The 14,243-nt window shown below is 73.4% G+C and carries 11 protein-coding genes; 4 read left to right on the top strand and 7 right to left on the bottom strand.

The window, feature by feature from the left end:
* Positions 1-140: 140 nt before the first annotated feature.
* A complete protein-coding gene (locus AXW62_RS27795) occupies positions 141-2,165 on the top strand; it encodes an N-acetylmuramoyl-L-alanine amidase (protein ID WP_060946931.1) in 2,025 nt (674 codons plus the stop codon).
* Between the two features lie 163 nt (positions 2,166-2,328).
* On the opposite strand, the gene AXW62_RS27790 is transcribed toward AXW62_RS27795, so the two are convergent.
* Both AXW62_RS27790 and AXW62_RS27785 read right to left on the bottom strand, forming a co-directional pair.
* The gene (locus AXW62_RS27790; protein WP_030829461.1) at positions 2,329-2,829 is read right to left on the bottom strand and encodes a hypothetical protein; all 501 of its coding nucleotides are present in this window, start codon (positions 2,827-2,829) and stop codon (positions 2,329-2,331) included.
* Positions 2,830-2,890: 61 nt separating this feature from the next.
* Positions 2,891-5,818, bottom strand: a complete 2,928-nt coding sequence (locus tag AXW62_RS27785; RefSeq protein ID WP_060946934.1) for an ATP-binding protein — start codon at positions 5,816-5,818, stop codon at positions 2,891-2,893.
* Between the two features lie 249 nt (positions 5,819-6,067).
* On the opposite strand from AXW62_RS27785, the gene AXW62_RS27780 reads away from it, so the two are divergent.
* Positions 6,068-7,246 carry an isoafricanol synthase gene (locus AXW62_RS27780; RefSeq protein ID WP_060946930.1) on the top strand — a complete coding sequence of 393 codons (1,179 nt, stop codon included), beginning with the start codon at positions 6,068-6,070 and terminating at the stop codon, positions 7,244-7,246.
* A 134-nt stretch (positions 7,247-7,380) separates the two neighbouring features.
* Here the strand turns inward: AXW62_RS27780 and AXW62_RS27775 are convergent, their stop codons facing one another.
* From AXW62_RS27775 to AXW62_RS27755, 5 genes are all read right to left on the bottom strand, one after another.
* Entirely contained in the window at positions 7,381-7,626 is a 246-nt protein-coding gene (locus AXW62_RS27775; protein ID WP_030829469.1) for a DUF397 domain-containing protein, read from the bottom strand.
* 93 nt (positions 7,627-7,719) lie between these two features.
* Positions 7,720-8,886, bottom strand: a complete 1,167-nt coding sequence (locus AXW62_RS27770; RefSeq protein WP_060946929.1) for a thiolase family protein — start codon at positions 8,884-8,886, stop codon at positions 7,720-7,722.
* Entirely contained in the window at positions 8,883-9,962 is a 1,080-nt protein-coding gene (locus AXW62_RS27765; protein ID WP_060946928.1) for a thiolase family protein, read from the bottom strand. The genes AXW62_RS27770 and AXW62_RS27765 overlap by 4 nt, the downstream gene beginning before the upstream one ends.
* A complete protein-coding gene (locus tag AXW62_RS27760) occupies positions 9,963-10,922 on the bottom strand; it encodes a Zn-ribbon domain-containing OB-fold protein (RefSeq protein WP_060946927.1) in 960 nt (319 codons plus the stop codon). It lies immediately after the preceding gene.
* A gap of 88 nt (positions 10,923-11,010) precedes the next feature.
* The gene (locus tag AXW62_RS27755) at positions 11,011-11,817 is read right to left on the bottom strand and encodes a crotonase/enoyl-CoA hydratase family protein (protein ID WP_060946933.1); all 807 of its coding nucleotides are present in this window, start codon (positions 11,815-11,817) and stop codon (positions 11,011-11,013) included.
* A gap of 166 nt (positions 11,818-11,983) precedes the next feature.
* On the opposite strand from AXW62_RS27755, the gene AXW62_RS27750 reads away from it, so the two are divergent.
* Complete coding sequence (locus AXW62_RS27750) at positions 11,984-13,636, top strand: acyl-CoA synthetase (RefSeq protein ID WP_060946926.1); 1,653 nt, start codon at positions 11,984-11,986, stop codon at positions 13,634-13,636.
* A 4-nt stretch (positions 13,637-13,640) separates the two neighbouring features.
* Complete coding sequence (locus tag AXW62_RS27745; protein ID WP_211282485.1) at positions 13,641-14,198, top strand: GNAT family N-acetyltransferase; 558 nt, start codon at positions 13,641-13,643, stop codon at positions 14,196-14,198.
* Positions 14,199-14,243 lie beyond the last annotated feature (45 nt).

The following is a 14,243-nucleotide window of genomic DNA, read 5'->3' as shown; positions in this document are numbered from 1 at the left end:
CGTCACCGGTCTGGACCGGTGACGCGCCGCAGGCGGGATGACATGCGAACGTCCGTCTGGGTGACGGAGATTGACGCGGCGTCTGGCAGCGCATATCTCTAAGTGGCTCGGCTCGGCCCGGCCCGCTTGAGGAGGCTGCAATGCCAGGATCCGCACAGGACAGCGCCCACGACCCGAACGGAAACGCGTCCGGCCCCAGCCGGAGAGCCACCCTGCGGACCGCGGGGGCCGCGGCCTCCGCCGCCCTTCTGCTGCCGCTGGTCTCCGCGACGCCCGCGGCCCATGCCGACCAGCCGCGAACCGACGGTCCTCCCGCCGACGACGGCGCCCTGCAGCGGGCCTTCGTGTCCGCGGCCGCCGAGTACGGCGTTCCGCTGAGCGTGCTCCTGGGCGTCTCGTATCTGCAGTCGCGCTGGGACGGCCACCGTGGTGCGCCCAGTGTCACCGGCGGCTACGGTCCCATGCACCTCACCGACGCCCACACCGCCCTGCTCACCGCCCCGCATCACAGCCAGGGCACCGAGGACGCCCGCGGCGATCTCGCCCGGCCGCTGAAGGTCCCCGAGCCGAGCGTCCCCGAGCCGCGGCAGCTGCCCGCCCGGCTGCGCACCCTCAGCCGGGCCGCGGAACTCACCGGTCTGCCGGCGGCGGCGCTGCGCGGCGACGAGGGCGCCAATGTGCGCGGTGGCGCGGCCCTGCTGGCCGCCGCGCAGAAGCGGCTGGGCCTGCCGCCGAGCGAGGACCCCGCCGACTGGTACGCGGCGGTGGCGGCCTACTCCGGCGCCGATGACGCCACGGCGGCGGCCGTCTTCGCCGACGACGTGTACGAGGTGATCCGCGGCGGGGCCGCGCGGACGACCGGTGACGGTCAGCGGGTCCGGCTCGACGCGGCCCCCGGCGTCACACCGGACACCCGGCAGCTGCGGACGCTGGGTCTGCCGTCCCCCGCGCGGGATCCACGGGTCGAGGCTCCCGAGAACGTGTCCTGCGAGTGGATCCCGGCGCCCTACGAGCGGTTCGGGGACGGCGACTACGGCAACCACGACCTGGCCTCCCGCCCCGCCTCGCAGTCCATCGACTACATCGTCATCCATGACACCGAGGGCTCCTGGGACACCACCATCAAGCTGGTCCAGGACCCCACCTATGTGTCCTGGCAGTACACCCTGCGCTCCTCCGACGGGCACATCGCCCAGCACGTGCCGCTCAAGGACGTCGCCTGGCACGCGGGGAACTGGTACGTCAACGCCAAGTCCATCGGCCTGGAGCACGAGGGTTTCCTGACCGCTCCGGACGCCTGGTACACGGAGGCGATGTACCGCTCCTCGGCGCGGCTGGTGCGCTACCTCGCGAAGCGGTTCGACATCCCGCTGGACCGCCAGCACATCCTGGGCCACGACAATGTGCCCGGCACCACCACCGCCGGCATCAAGGGCATGCACACCGACCCCGGCCCCTACTGGGACTGGGCGCACTACTTCACCCTGCTCGGCGCGCCCTTCCGGCGCACCGCGGGCGCTTCCGGCGGCCTGGTCACCATCCGTCCCGACTACCGCGCCAACCGGCCCGTCTACACCGGCTGCGAGACGGCGGGCCAGGCGTGCGCCCCGCACGGCTCGGCCGCGGTGCGGCTGCACACCGCGCCGAGCGCGGACGCCCCGCTGGTGAAGGACATCGGGCTGCGCCCGGACGGCTCCGACTCGACCACCGGGGTCAACGACACCGGCGCCCGTGCCACCACCGGGCAGCAGTTCGCGGTCGCTGGGCGCCGGGGCGACTGGACGGCGATCTGGTACCTCGGCGGGCGGGCCTGGTTCCGGAACCCCAAGCGGCGGCCCACGGCGGTGAGCGCCAAGGGGCTGGTGGTGACGCCCAAGGACGGGGTGGCGGAGGTTCCGGTGTACGGCCGCGCCTATCCGGAGAAGGAGGCGTATCCGCAGGGCGTGCCGGTGCAGGCGGTCTCGCCGCTGCCGTACAAGCTGCTCGCCGGGCAGTCCTATCCCCTGGGGCTGAGGACGCGGGGCGAGTATCTGTGGGCGACCACCTTCGATCAGGCCGGTCACCAGGTGGTGCGCGGCCAGGACGTGTACTACCAGATCCAGTTCGGGCACCGGGTGGCGTTCGTCCGGGCCGCCGATGTGACGGTCCGGCGCTCCGGGAAGTGAACCTGACGGCCCGTCCGTTCCGCCCGGCCACTCCGGTGACTCGGCCGCGGTCCGTGGCGGGGACACGGGCCCCGTGGCGGGGACACGGCCGCCGGGGGCCGTGGGCGCCCGCCCGTACCGGCTGTGTGCCGTACGGGCGTCTCACGGCCCCCGGCGCCGCCCCTCAGCGCTGCTGGAACATCTCCGCGGGCAGCGGCTTGAGCAGCCGGTACAGATCGTCGGTGATCGGCCGGTCCCAGCTGGCGATGGTGACGAGCACACCGTCGCTGCGGTCGAACTGGGCGCAGGAGATCCGGCCCTCGGAGAGCTTGATCCGGCGGACGATGAGCAGGTTGTCCTCGTGCATCACCGGGCTGTCCTCGATGTCCACCACCTGGACCGGCTCGTCGTTCCCGAGCGCCGCCAGCAGTTGCGTCACCTCGAACGGCGGCTGGCCCTCGGCCACCTCCCGGGCCGGGGACCCCTCGGGCAGATTGCCGATGATCATCGCCGGGCCGCGCCCGCCGAACAGGTCGTAGCGCAGGAAGACGCCCTGGCAGGTGCCGTCCGGAGCGGGCAGCAGCCCCGCCCCGAGATCGCCGGGCCAGTCTCCCGGGTCCATGGCCAGGACATCGAAGTCCGGCCCGGTGGGCGTGGCGGCGCTGCGGCGGCGGAGGAAGGACATGCGGATATGGTACGTGGCCGCGCGCCGGTTACCGCGCCGGGGAGCGGGCGGGCCGCCGCCCTCAGCCGGGGTCGGACGCCGGGCGCCGGGGCAGGCCGACGGCCGGGGTGATGAGCAGCTTCGCCAGCCCGGCCCGGTCGGTGCCGACCTTGCGGTAGACATCCGACAGCAGCCGGGCCACCTCGCGCTCCTCCAGCCCGGTCGCCTCGCTGATCCGGGCGTCCGGCCAGCCCTCGGCGGCCCGCTCGGCGACGGCCTGCTCCTGCGAGGTGAGCGGGCTGGTGTGATCGACCCGCAGCTGCATCGGGCGCAGCCCGACCGCGGACAGCTCGTCACGGGCCCGGGCGGCGAGCGCCTCGGCCCCGCACTGCACCGCTCCCTCCAGACCGCGGTAGAGCCGGTCGCCGGCTTCCTGGGGCAGGCCGATGCGGCGCAGCGCGGCGCCGTGGTCCACCAGCGCCACGGCCAGGTCGTAGGCGGACGGTGACCGCTCGAGATGGCCGACGGCCTCGGCCAGCAGCTTGATCCGCTCCGATCCCTGGGTGACGGCGGCCGCGGTGTGCAGCGCCCTGCCCAGCGCGGAGTGGGTGCCGAACTGACGGGCGCGGCGCACCGCGTCGCCGGCCACCTCGGCGGCCTGCCGGGGATCGGTCAGCGCCAGGGCCTGGGAGAGGTGGAGCTGCCAGGGGCACCAGGCGGGGTTGCGCATACCGCGCCCGTCCATGCGGCGGCCGACCTCGGTGAGCTGCCGCCGGGCCTCGCGGTGCAGATTGGCGGCCAGCAGCAGCTCACCGCGGACCGCCGGCACATCGGGGCAGAGTGTGGCCTGCGGAAGGCTCTCACCGCCGTGCGCGGCCGCGAACTCCTGCGCCTCCCGGATGCGGCCCCGGCAGATCAGGGTTTCGATGAGGGTGCCGACCGCGGTCCAGTGCGCGGGAGTGGAGGAGCCCACCCGATCGGCGATCCGCATTCCCTCGCGGGCCAGCTCCTCCGCCTCGCCGAGCGCCCCGCGGCGCAGCCGGGCGTATCCCAGGAGGGTGAGGCCGAACGCCAGATGGGAGCCGCGCCAGCCCTTGCGCTCGCATTCGGCGATGCCCTTGTTGAACAGCTCCTCGGCCCGTCCGGGCTGGTCGCAGTGGAGGAAGACCAGGGCGACCAGGATGGGCACCTCGAAGCCCCAGTCGTCGTCGGTCCAGCTGAGGCCGTCGCCGAGGGCCTCCTCCGCGTAGTGCAGGGTGGTGGCGACCGGTTCTCCGCGCGTCATCGCGTCCCAGGCGCGCAGCCCCAGCAGATAGCGCTCGGCCATGCCGCGGCCGGTGAGATGGCCCGCGAGCCGGGCGAGCCGCCGGGAGCGGGCGGGCGACTCCTTCTCATCGGCCCGGAACATGTTCCACATCAGCTGCTCGGTCTGCATCCGCAGCCGGGTGCGGGCGCTGGTGGCGCGTCCGATCTCGGCGGCGACGACCTGGGCGGCCTCCTCCATACGGCCGCTGTGGCCGTACGCCTGGGCGAGCCGGTAGGTGATCGCCTCGCGCAGTTCGGGGCCGAGCTCGGGCTCCTCCAGCGCGGCCCGCAGATGGTTGACGGTGACGTCGGGCTCGGTGAGCTGGGCGGCGCAGCCCAGCTCGTACAGCACGGCGGCACGCTCCTGGAGGTCGGGCGGTTCGCGCAGGGCACGGGCGAGACAGCGGCGCCCGGCGTCGGGGGCTCCGGCGCGCAGGTACTCCCGGGCCGCGGCCCGCAGATGGCGCACCACCCAGGGATCGCCCTCGGGGTGCATCTCCAGCAGATGCCGGCCGGCGGCCGCGGAGCCCAGGCCCGCGCCGAGCACCACGACGGCGGCCTGGCCGTGCATGGCCACCCGCAGGGCGCCGGGTATGGCCTGGTAGACGGCGGTGGCGATGAGCGGGTGGAGGTATTCCAGGGGCCGGGTGCCGTCCCCGGGGCGCGGTGGGGCCAGGATCCGCGCGTCGACCAGCCGCGCCACCAGCTCGGTGGCCTCGGTCTCGCTGAGCCCGGCGACATTGGCGGTCAGCGCCGGGGTGGCCTCGATACCGAGGACGGCGACGGCCCAGGCGAGGCGGACGGCGGCGGTGCCCAGGCGGGTCAGCCGGTCGTTGAGCCCGCTGTCCTTGGCCGAGGAGACCAGTTCGCGCAGTGCGGGCAGATTCTCCGACTGCGGTTTCAGCCGGCGGTCGCGGATCTTGGCGGTGAGCTCGGTGACCTCCCAGGGGTTGCCGCCGGTCATCGCCCAGCACTCCCGGCAGAACGCCTCCTCGGCGTGGTCGCCGAGCGCCTCCCGGACGATGCTGCCGACTCCGCTCGGGGTGAGCGGTGCCAGCACGTGGGGCCGTGTTCCCTGGCGCTCGGCGAGGCCCCGTATCGCGGCGCAGTCGGCGGTGAGGTCCTCCGGGCGGTAGCCGACGGCGAGCAGCAGGGGCAGGTCCACGGCGCGGGAGGCGAACCGGGTCAGCCAGTCCAGCGATTCGGGGTCGGCCCAGTGGACGTCGTCGAGGATCACCACGACCGGGGCGCGTTCCAGGGCGAAGCGGGTGACCAGCCAGTCCAGGCCGTCGCGGACGCCCTGCGGATCGGGGGCGCCGCCGCTGCCGGAGACCACCAGGCCGACCGCGGGGGCGACGATGTCGTACCAGCCGCCGAGGATCCGGCGGTGCTCGTCCTCGCCGGTCGCCGCGAGCACCGGCTGGAAGAGCTGGCGCACCACGTGGAAGGCCGCGCCCTGTTCGTGTTCGCCGCCACGGGCCCGGAGCACCGTGCAGCCGCGGGCGGCGGCCTGCCGGCGCACCTCGCCCAGCAGCGCGGTCTTGCCGACGCCGCCGGGCCCCTCGAAGGCGATCACCCCGCCGCCGCGGGTCTCGGTCCGGGCGCCGGGATCCGTCCCGCACAGTTCCGTCAGCGCGGCGTCCACCGCGCGCAGTTCCCGCTCCCGTTCCAGCAGTGTCCGGTGCGTCCGGTTCTGTTGGCTCATGTACTCCGCCACATTCTTCCCCTCCGGCAGGTGACGCCGAGCGTAGCGCGGATGGCACGCTACGTAGCGCCCGATGGTGGGATTTCCGCCTGGCATTGCCACTGGCACACGCCAATTCACCACCCCCTCTATCGATGGCATGTTCCGCACGGAAGGATGACCAGGTTCATCGGGTTGGCCGGATGCCGCGTACGTCTGTGGTACGTGCGGGCTCGGGCCGCCCGGACCACGAAGGGGCGGACACGACTCATGCACACGCACGCTTCGCGACCACACGCCCGGCGGACGGCACTGCTGCGCCGGGCGGCCCTGTTCGACTTTCCGGCCTCCACCGACCTCAGTCCCGGCACCGAGGCGGCCAGGCACCACACCATCCAGTGGCTTTCCCGGTTCGGCGTCTTCGAGGACCGCGCGTCGGTCGCGGAGTACGACGCGCTCCGCTTCGACGTGCTGGCGGGGCTGTTCTACCCCCGGGCGAGCGGCGCCGAGCTGGATCTGGGCAATGACCTCGTGGGCTGGTACTTCGTCTTCGACGACCAGTTCGACGGGGAGCTGGGCTGCCGCCCGGAGGCGGTGGCGCGGCTGGTGGCGGCCGTCGTCCGGATCACCGAGGAGGACGAGGAGCACGGCAGAGCCGGGAGCGGCGACGGGCCGCTCCTGGAGAGCTTCCGCGACCTGTGGCGCCGGATCAACTCCGGGAGGCCGCGGGTGTGGCGGGACCGCTTCCGCCACCACTGGCTGGAGTATCTGCACTCCTACCACCGCGAGGCCCTGGAGCGGACCGGCGCTCTGCCCCGCGCCGGCGGCGAGGCCGGCACCGGCGGCGAGGCCGGTGCCCCGCGCTCGGTGGAGGCCGTGCTCGCGCTGCGGCGCCATTCGATCGGGGTGCAGCCCTGCCTCGACCTGAACGAGCCGTTCGGCGGCTACACCCTGCCGCCCGCGCTGCACGGGGGCTTTCCCCTGGCCCGGATGCGGGAGGCTACGGACGATGTCGTGGTCTTCACCAATGACATCGCCTCGCTGGACAAGGAGTTGGCCGTCGGCGACGTCCACAACAGCGTCATCGTCCAGTGGGAGCGCGCGGGTGGTGAACTGGAGGACGCGGTACGCCATATCGCCGGCCTCGCCAACGCCCGCTACCACTGGTTCGAGGAGACCGCGGCGAGGCTGCCGGCGCTGCTCACCGAGGCGGGGGCGGACCCCGATACACACCACGCCGTGGCGCGTTACGTCGACGGTATGCGGTATGTGATGACCGGCAATCTGGGCTGGTCACTGCGCACGGCCCGCTACGACGAACGGGGCACCGAGGCGGTCAGCGGGGGCCGGCAGCGGCCCTGGGCCCAGCTGACCGGTGCGCAGGAGCCGGTCCGCGCCGGGCGGGGAGCCGCGCTGCCCCCGCACTCCAGCGGTTCGCGCCCCCGGTAGCCGGGCCGGAAGCCGACGCGATCCGAGCGCCCGCGTTCGCGCGGAGCGCTCGGCCCGGCGGGAAACGTGCGGCCCGGCGCGGGAGGCCCGGGTGCGACCGGACCCGCCCGCCCCCGATCATCGGCGGCCCGCGTTCAGGTGAGGTCGAACTCGCCCTCACGTGCGCCCAGCACGAAGGCGCGCCACTCGGCCGGGGTGAAGATCAGCGCCGGGCCTTCGGGACGGCGGCCGTGGCGCATCGCGATGAAGCCCTCGACGAAGGCGATCTCCACATCGCCCACACCCTGGCTGCTCGACTGCCACTGAGCGCCCGAGAGGTCGAGATCGGGTTTCTCGCCGCTTCCTGTCAGCGGCTGTGCGGTGGTGGTGGTGTCGGCCACGTCAGCTCATCCTCCCGGATCGTCGTCCCGGCCCCACCTTAAGCTTTCGTGGCCGGTGCCGGACAGGCCACGAAAGGAGTACGAAGCACGAGATCAGCCGGTGGGCGGTGTGTCCGCGACCACCCACATGGAGAAGAACTGCGAGCCTCCCCCATAGGCGTGACCGAGCGCCTTGCGGGCGCCGTCGACCTGGTGTTCGCCCGCGCGTCCGCGCACCTGGAGCGCGGCTTCGGCGAACCGCAGCATGCCGGAGGCGCCGATCGGGTTGGTGGACAGCACTCCGCCGGAGGGGTTGACCGGGAGTTCGCCGTCGATCCCGGTCACCCCGGACTCGGTGAGCTTCCAGCCCTCTCCCTCCTCCGCGAAGCCGAGGTTCTCCAGCCACATGGGTTCGTACCAGCTGAAGGGCACGTACATCTCCACCGCGTCGATCTCCCGGCGCGGATCGGCGATCCCGGCCTGCCGGTAGACATCGGCCGCGCAGTCCCGGCCGGCCCGCGGTGAGACGAAGTCCTTCCCCGCGAAGAGCGTCGGCTCGCTGCGCATGGCGCCGCCGTGCATCCAGGCGGGCGGGTACGGGGCGCGGTCCGCGCCGGCGCGGTCGGTGAGCACCATGGCGCAGGCGCCGTCCGAGGAGGGGCAGGTCTCCGAGTAGCGGATGGGGTCCCACAGCATCGGGGAGGACCGCACCTGGTCCAGGGTCAGGTCGTGCTCGTGGAGATGCGCGTAGGGGTTGCGCAGGGCGTTGCGGCGGTCCTTGTAGGCCACGAGGGCGCCGATGCCGGAGGGTGCGCCGGTGCGCCGCATGTACGCCCGTACGTGCGGGGCGAAGAAGCCGCCCGCCCCGGCCAGCAGCGGCTGCTGGAAGGGGATGGGCAGGGACAGCCCCCACATGGCGTTCGACTCCGACTGCTTCTCGAAGGCGAGGGTGAGGACGGTCCGGTGGACGCGGGCGGCGACCAGGCCCGCCGCGACCAGCGCGGTGGAGCCGCCGACCGAGCCCGCGGTGTGCACGCGCAGCATCGGCTTGCCGACCGCGCCGAGCGCGTCGGCGAGGTACAGCTCGGGCATCATGACGCCCTCGAAGAAGTCGGGGGCCTTGCCGATGACCACGGCGTCGATGTCCGCCCAGCCCAGCTCGGCGTCGTCCAGGGCCCGTACGGCGGCCTCCCGGACCAGCCCGGCGATGGACACGTCCCGGCGCGCGGCGGTGTGCTTGGTCTGGCCGATCCCGACGACGGCCACCGGTTCCCTGGTCACCGGACATCCCCTTCCAGGACCGCCACCAGGTTCTGCTGCAGGCAGGGGCCCGAGGTGGCATGGGCGAGGGCGCGGTCGCAGGCGCCGCGGTGGACGGCGGCGGCGGCCTCGCCGAGGCGGATCAGCCCGGCGGCCATCATGGGGTTGGCGGCCAGCGCTCCGCCGGACGGGTTGACGCGCACCGCCTCCGCCAGCCGCAGCTCACGGCGGAGGATCACCTCCTGGGAGGTGAACGGCGCGTGCAGCTCGGCCAGGTCGGGCGGCGCCTCGAAGACGCCCGCGCGCTCGGCGGCGAGCCGGGTGGACGGGGAGCGGGTGAGGTTCCGTACGCCGAGGCTGTGCGCCTCCGTCCGGTGGTCCATGCCGCGGATCCAGGCGGGGCGGCGGCAGAGGCGGCGCGCGGTGTCCCCGGCCGCGAGCACGACGGCCGCCGCGCCGTCGCCGATCGGGGGACAGTCGTGGCGGCGCAGCGGCCGCACGAGATACGGCTCCGCCAGGAGCGCCTCGGGCGGCGGTGAACCGGTCAGCTGGGCGTGCGGGTTGTCCTCGGCGGCGGTCCGGCTGCGCGCCGCGACCCCGGCCAGCGTCCGCTCGTCGGCGCCGGTTCCCTCCGCGTCCACCTCCGCGTCCAGCAGCGCCTGGGCCTGGAGGGCGGCGAGGGAGACCGAGTCCGGCCACAGGGGTGCCACGTAGTAGGGGTCGAGCTGACGGGTGAGGACCTCCCGCAGATCGCCGGGGGAGGACTTGCCGTAGGCGTAGACGAGCGCGGTCTCCGCCTCGCCCGTCAACAGCCTGGTCCATGCCTCGTACAGCGCCCAGGCGCCGTCCATCTCCACATGGGACTCCGAGATGGGCGGCCAGGCGCCGACGCCGTCGAGGGCCATGGTGAAGGAGAAGGCGCGGCCCGCCAGGTAGTCGGAGGAGCCGGAGCAGGTGAAGCCGATCTCGCCCGCCCGCAGTCCGACGGCGTCGAGCACCTGGTGGAGGACCGGCATCACCATCTCGACCTCGGAGGTCTCCGCGGTGTCCCGCCGGTGGTCGCTCTGGCCGAAGGCGACGATGGCCACCTCTCGCATCTACAACAGCTCCTTGTAGGTGTCGTAGTCGGCGTCGGGTTCGCCGGTGGGGCGGTAGTGGTCGGGATAGCGCCCGTGCTCGCTCCACACCGGCTCCACGCGCAGCCCCATGCGCACCTGGTCGTACGGGATGCCGCCGATGCGTCCATGGAGGGCCAGATCGGCGCCGTCCAGGGCGATGTGGGCGTAGACGTACGGGACCTCGATGTCGAGGTTGCGGGCCTTGATGTTCACGATGCAGAAGGTGGTGACCGTGCCGCGCGGCCCGACCTCCACCTGTTCGTCGGTGGCGACGCCGCAGGTGGGGCAGGCGCCCCTGGGCGGGACGTACACCTTGCGGCAGGAGGGGCAGCGCTCCCCGTAGGTGACGCGGTCGGCGAGGGCCCGCAGGTAGCGCGACTGGGCGCGGCCGGGCGCGTAGGTGTAGTCGAGGCGGGCGGGGGCCACGATGCCGCGGACGGGGTCGGTGAACGTCACCCGGTGCGGAACGGCCGGTCCCCCCTCGGCGCCGTCGTACGACTCGAAACAGGCGATGTCGGTGATGGCGCCCACGCGCTCCGCGGCCCACCGGATCCGCACCCGCGCACCGGTGCGCACCGCGTCGGGGCCGGGCGCGTCGAGGGCGTGGAGGAGGGCGGTGTCCGCGCCGTCCAGCCGCACCAGCACCCAGGCGAACGGGGTGCTCAGGGGCTGGCCGCGGCGCGGTGCGGGGTTCCAGGCCCAGGTGGTGACGGTGCCGGTGGGGGCGACCTCGACGAGGTCGGTCAGCTCGTCGGCGGTGACCGGGTCGTACTCGACGGGTGGCACCAGGACCCGGCCGTCGGTGGTGCGCACGCCGAGCACGGTGCGGGTCCGCAGTCCGGTGAGGAAGGCGCTCTGGACCGGGCCGAGCGAGCGGGTGAACGGGAACTCGACGACCAGGGGCGCCTGGAGCGCCTCGGGCGGGGAAGCCGGTGTCATGGGGGTGCGTCTCCTTCCGCGCGGCCGGCGGGGTGGGGGCGGCGGTCCGGGCCGGGGATCACACCTGGCCCCGGGCCGCGGCCGGAGGTCACGTCCGGCGGTAGACCGGCGGGCGTTTCTCCGCGAAGGCTTTCGAGCCCTCCTTGGCGTCGGCGGTGTCGAAGATCGGCCAGCCGCGCGTCAGTTCGGACCTCAGTCCGTCCGCCTCGGTCATCTCGGCGGTCTCGTAGACGGACGCCTTGACCGCCTCGACGGCGAGCGGACCGTTGGCGTTGATCAGCCCGGCGATCTCCAGGGCCTTCTCCAGCGCCGTGCCGTCCGGCACGACATGGCCGATCAGCCCGATCCGCGCCGCCTCCTCCGCCGGGTAGGGGCGCCCCGTCAGCAGCATCTCCAGGGCGTGGGTGCGGGGCACCTGGCGGGCCAGCCGTACGGTGGAGCCGCCGATGGGGAACAGTCCGCGGCGGACCTCGAAGAGCCCGAAGGTGGCGCCGCGGCCCGCGACCCGGATGTCGGTGCCCTGGAGGATCTCGGTGCCGCCCGCGACACAGGGGCCCTCCACGGCGGCGATCACCGGTTTGCGCGGCCGGTGGTGGCGGAGCATTGCCTTCCAGTGCAGATCGGGGTCGGCTGCGAGGCGGTCGCGCAGCTGCTGTCCGTCCAGCCGGCCGCCGCCCGCGAGCGCCTTGAGGTCCATTCCGGCGCAGAAGGCCCCGCCGGCGCCGGTGAGCACCACCGACCGCACGGCGTCGTCCTGGTCGGCCTCGATCCAGCCGTCGTACAGCCCGACCAGCATCGGCAGCGAGAGCGCGTTCCGGGCCTCGGGCCGGTTCAGGGTGAGTACCAGGGTCGCGCCCACGCGCTCCACGATGAGGTGTTCGGTCCCGCTCGTCACGACGTCCTCCCGTCTGGAGACCCAGAACAGGTTGCAGCAGCCCGGGGCCGACTTCAAGAGAAATCTGATACCTCGTCAGATTTCTTCTGCCGCAGGCCTTCCCACCTCACCCCGGCGCGGCTCTAATGAGCGCCGAGCCCGCCGGATCGAGGGGTCAGGAGGAGCCGTGGAGTACAACCTTGCGGACCTGTTCGAGTCGATCGTCGACACGGTGCCCGGCAGAGAGGCGCTGGTGTACCTCGACCACCCCGGCAGCGGGGCCGAGCGGCGGCTCACCTACGCCCAGCTCGACGCGGCCGCCAACCGGCTCGCGCACCATCTCCGGGACAGCGGTGTCGCCCCCGGCGAGCACGTCGGACTGCATCTGTGCAACGGCGTCGAATACCTCCAGACGGCCCTGGCCTGCCTGAAGATCCGTGCGGTACCGGTGAACGTCAACTACCGCTACGTGGAAGAGGAGTTGGTCTATCTCTACCGTGACGCGGACCTGGCCGCGCTGGTCTACGACGCCGAGTTCGGCGCGCGGGTGGCCGCCGCGCTGCCGCGCGCCGGCGGCTTGCGCCATCTGGTGCGGGTCGGCAGCGGCGACGACGGCCCGCCCACGGCCGTGCCGTTCACCGAGGCCGAGGCGTCCGGCTCGCCCGGACGGGACTTCCCGGCGCGCTCCGCCGACGACCGGTTCATCATCTACACCGGCGGAACCACCGGGATGCCCAAGGGGGTGATGTGGCGGCAGGAGGACCTCTTCTTCTCCGGGCTGGGCGGCGGCGCGCCGACCGGTGAGCCCGTCGGGCGCCCGGAGGAACTGGCCGAGCGGGTGGCGGCGGGCGGCGAGGGCCTGGTCTTCTTCCCCACCCCGCCGCTGATGCACGGCACCTCCACCCTGACCGCCTTCATCGCCTTCGACTTCGGCCAGAAAGTGGTCCTGCACCGGAAGTTCGTGCCCGAGGAGGTGCTGAGGACGATCGAGAAGGAGAAGGTCACCACCGCCTCGCTGGTCGGCGACGCGATGCTGCGGCCACTGGTGGACGCCCTGGCCGGTCCCCTCCGGGGCACCGATCTCTCCTCGCTGCTCAGCGTCAGCAGCTCGGGCGCGATCCTGTCGGAGACCGTACGCGCCCAGTTCGCCGCGCTCGCCCCGCACACCCTGCTGCTCAACAACTTCGGCTCCTCGGAGTCCGGGTTCAACGGCACCGCCACCGCCGACTCCGGCCCCGAGAAGGGCTTCAGGCTGCGGGTCAACGCCCGTACGACGGTGGTGGACCCCGCGACCCTCGCCCCCGTGGCCCCCGGTGAGCCGGGCCGGATCGCCCAGCGCGGCCATGTGCCGCTGGGCTACTACAACGATCCGAAGAAGACCGCCGAGACGTTCTTCGAGGCGGACGGGGAGCGCTGGGTACTGCTCGGCGACATGGGGACCGTCGACGAGGACGGTGTGATCACCGTCCTCGGGCGCGGTTCGCAGTGCATCAACACCGGTGGCGAGAAGGTCTACCCGGAGGAGGTCGAACAGGCCCTGAAGGCCCATCCGGAGGTGTACGACGCGCTGGTGGCGGGCGTCCCGGACACCCGCTGGGGCTTTTCGGTCGCGGCCGTGGTCCAGCCCCGGGCCCAGGCGTCCGGGCTCACCGCCGACGCGGTCCGCGACCACTGCCGGGAGCGGCTCGCGGGCTACAAGATCCCCCGGACCGTCGTCTTCACCGACCGGATCCAGCGCTCCCCCAGCGGCAAGGCCGACTACCGCTGGGCGCGTGCGGTCGCGCAGACGGCGGACCGGGGGCCGGCGCCCCTGGACGAGCCGCCCGGACGGCTAAGCTGATCGGATGACCATTCCTCCGGTGGCCCTGGCCGACGGGATCACGATGCGCCTCGCCGTCCAGGAGGACGCCGAGGCGCTGCTGGACGCCTACGTCCGCAACCGCGAGCATCTGCGGCCCACCAGTCCGCACCGGGACGAGAGCTTCTTCACCCGCGACGGCCAGGCCGCCCGGCTGCGGGACCAGCTGGAGCAGTGGGAGGCCGGCCGGACGGTGCCCTGGGTGCTGGCCGGGGACGGGCGGATCCTGGGGACGGTCACGCTGTCGCACATCGTCCTCGGTCCCTGGCGCAACGCCCATCTCGGCTACTGGGTGGACGCCGGGCACCTCGGCCGCGGACTGGCCACCGGGGCCACCCGGTTCGCCTGCCGGGCGGCCGATGAACACCTCGGGCTGCACCGGGTCGAGGCGAGCACCCTGGTGGAGAACATCCCCTCGCAACGTGTCCTGCTCGGCTGCGGATTCACCCGGATCGGCAGCGCACCGGAGTATCTGCACATCGCCGGCGCCTGGCGGGACCATCTGATCTTCCAGCGCGTCCTCAACGACCGCCCCGCGATGTGACCCGCCGCCGCACTGGCCGCGCTGGCCGGGCCAGCCGCACTGGCC

Origin of the sequence: Streptomyces hygroscopicus subsp. hygroscopicus, assembly GCF_001553455.1 — a bacterium.
GTDB classification, from domain to species: domain Bacteria; phylum Actinomycetota; class Actinomycetes; order Streptomycetales; family Streptomycetaceae; genus Streptomyces; species Streptomyces hygroscopicus.
This window is presented reverse-complemented; position numbering and strand designations above follow the sequence as displayed.

Bases quoted from the DNA above. Each gene is read 5' to 3' on its own strand.
- AXW62_RS27795 (WP_060946931.1), top strand. From the start codon at position 141: ATGCCAGGATCCGCACAGGACAGCGCCCACGACCCGAACGGAAACGCG.
- AXW62_RS27790 (WP_030829461.1), bottom strand. From the start codon at position 2,829: ATGTCCTTCCTCCGCCGCCGCAGCGCCGCCACGCCCACCGGGCCGGAC.
- AXW62_RS27785 (WP_060946934.1), bottom strand. From the start codon at position 5,818: ATGAGCCAACAGAACCGGACGCACCGGACACTGCTGGAACGGGAGCGG.
- AXW62_RS27780 (WP_060946930.1), top strand. From the start codon at position 6,068: ATGCACACGCACGCTTCGCGACCACACGCCCGGCGGACGGCACTGCTG.
- AXW62_RS27765 (WP_060946928.1), bottom strand. From the start codon at position 9,962: ATGCGAGAGGTGGCCATCGTCGCCTTCGGCCAGAGCGACCACCGGCGG.
- AXW62_RS27760 (WP_060946927.1), bottom strand. From the start codon at position 10,922: ATGACACCGGCTTCCCCGCCCGAGGCGCTCCAGGCGCCCCTGGTCGTC.
- AXW62_RS27745 (WP_211282485.1), top strand. From the start codon at position 13,641: ATGACCATTCCTCCGGTGGCCCTGGCCGACGGGATCACGATGCGCCTC.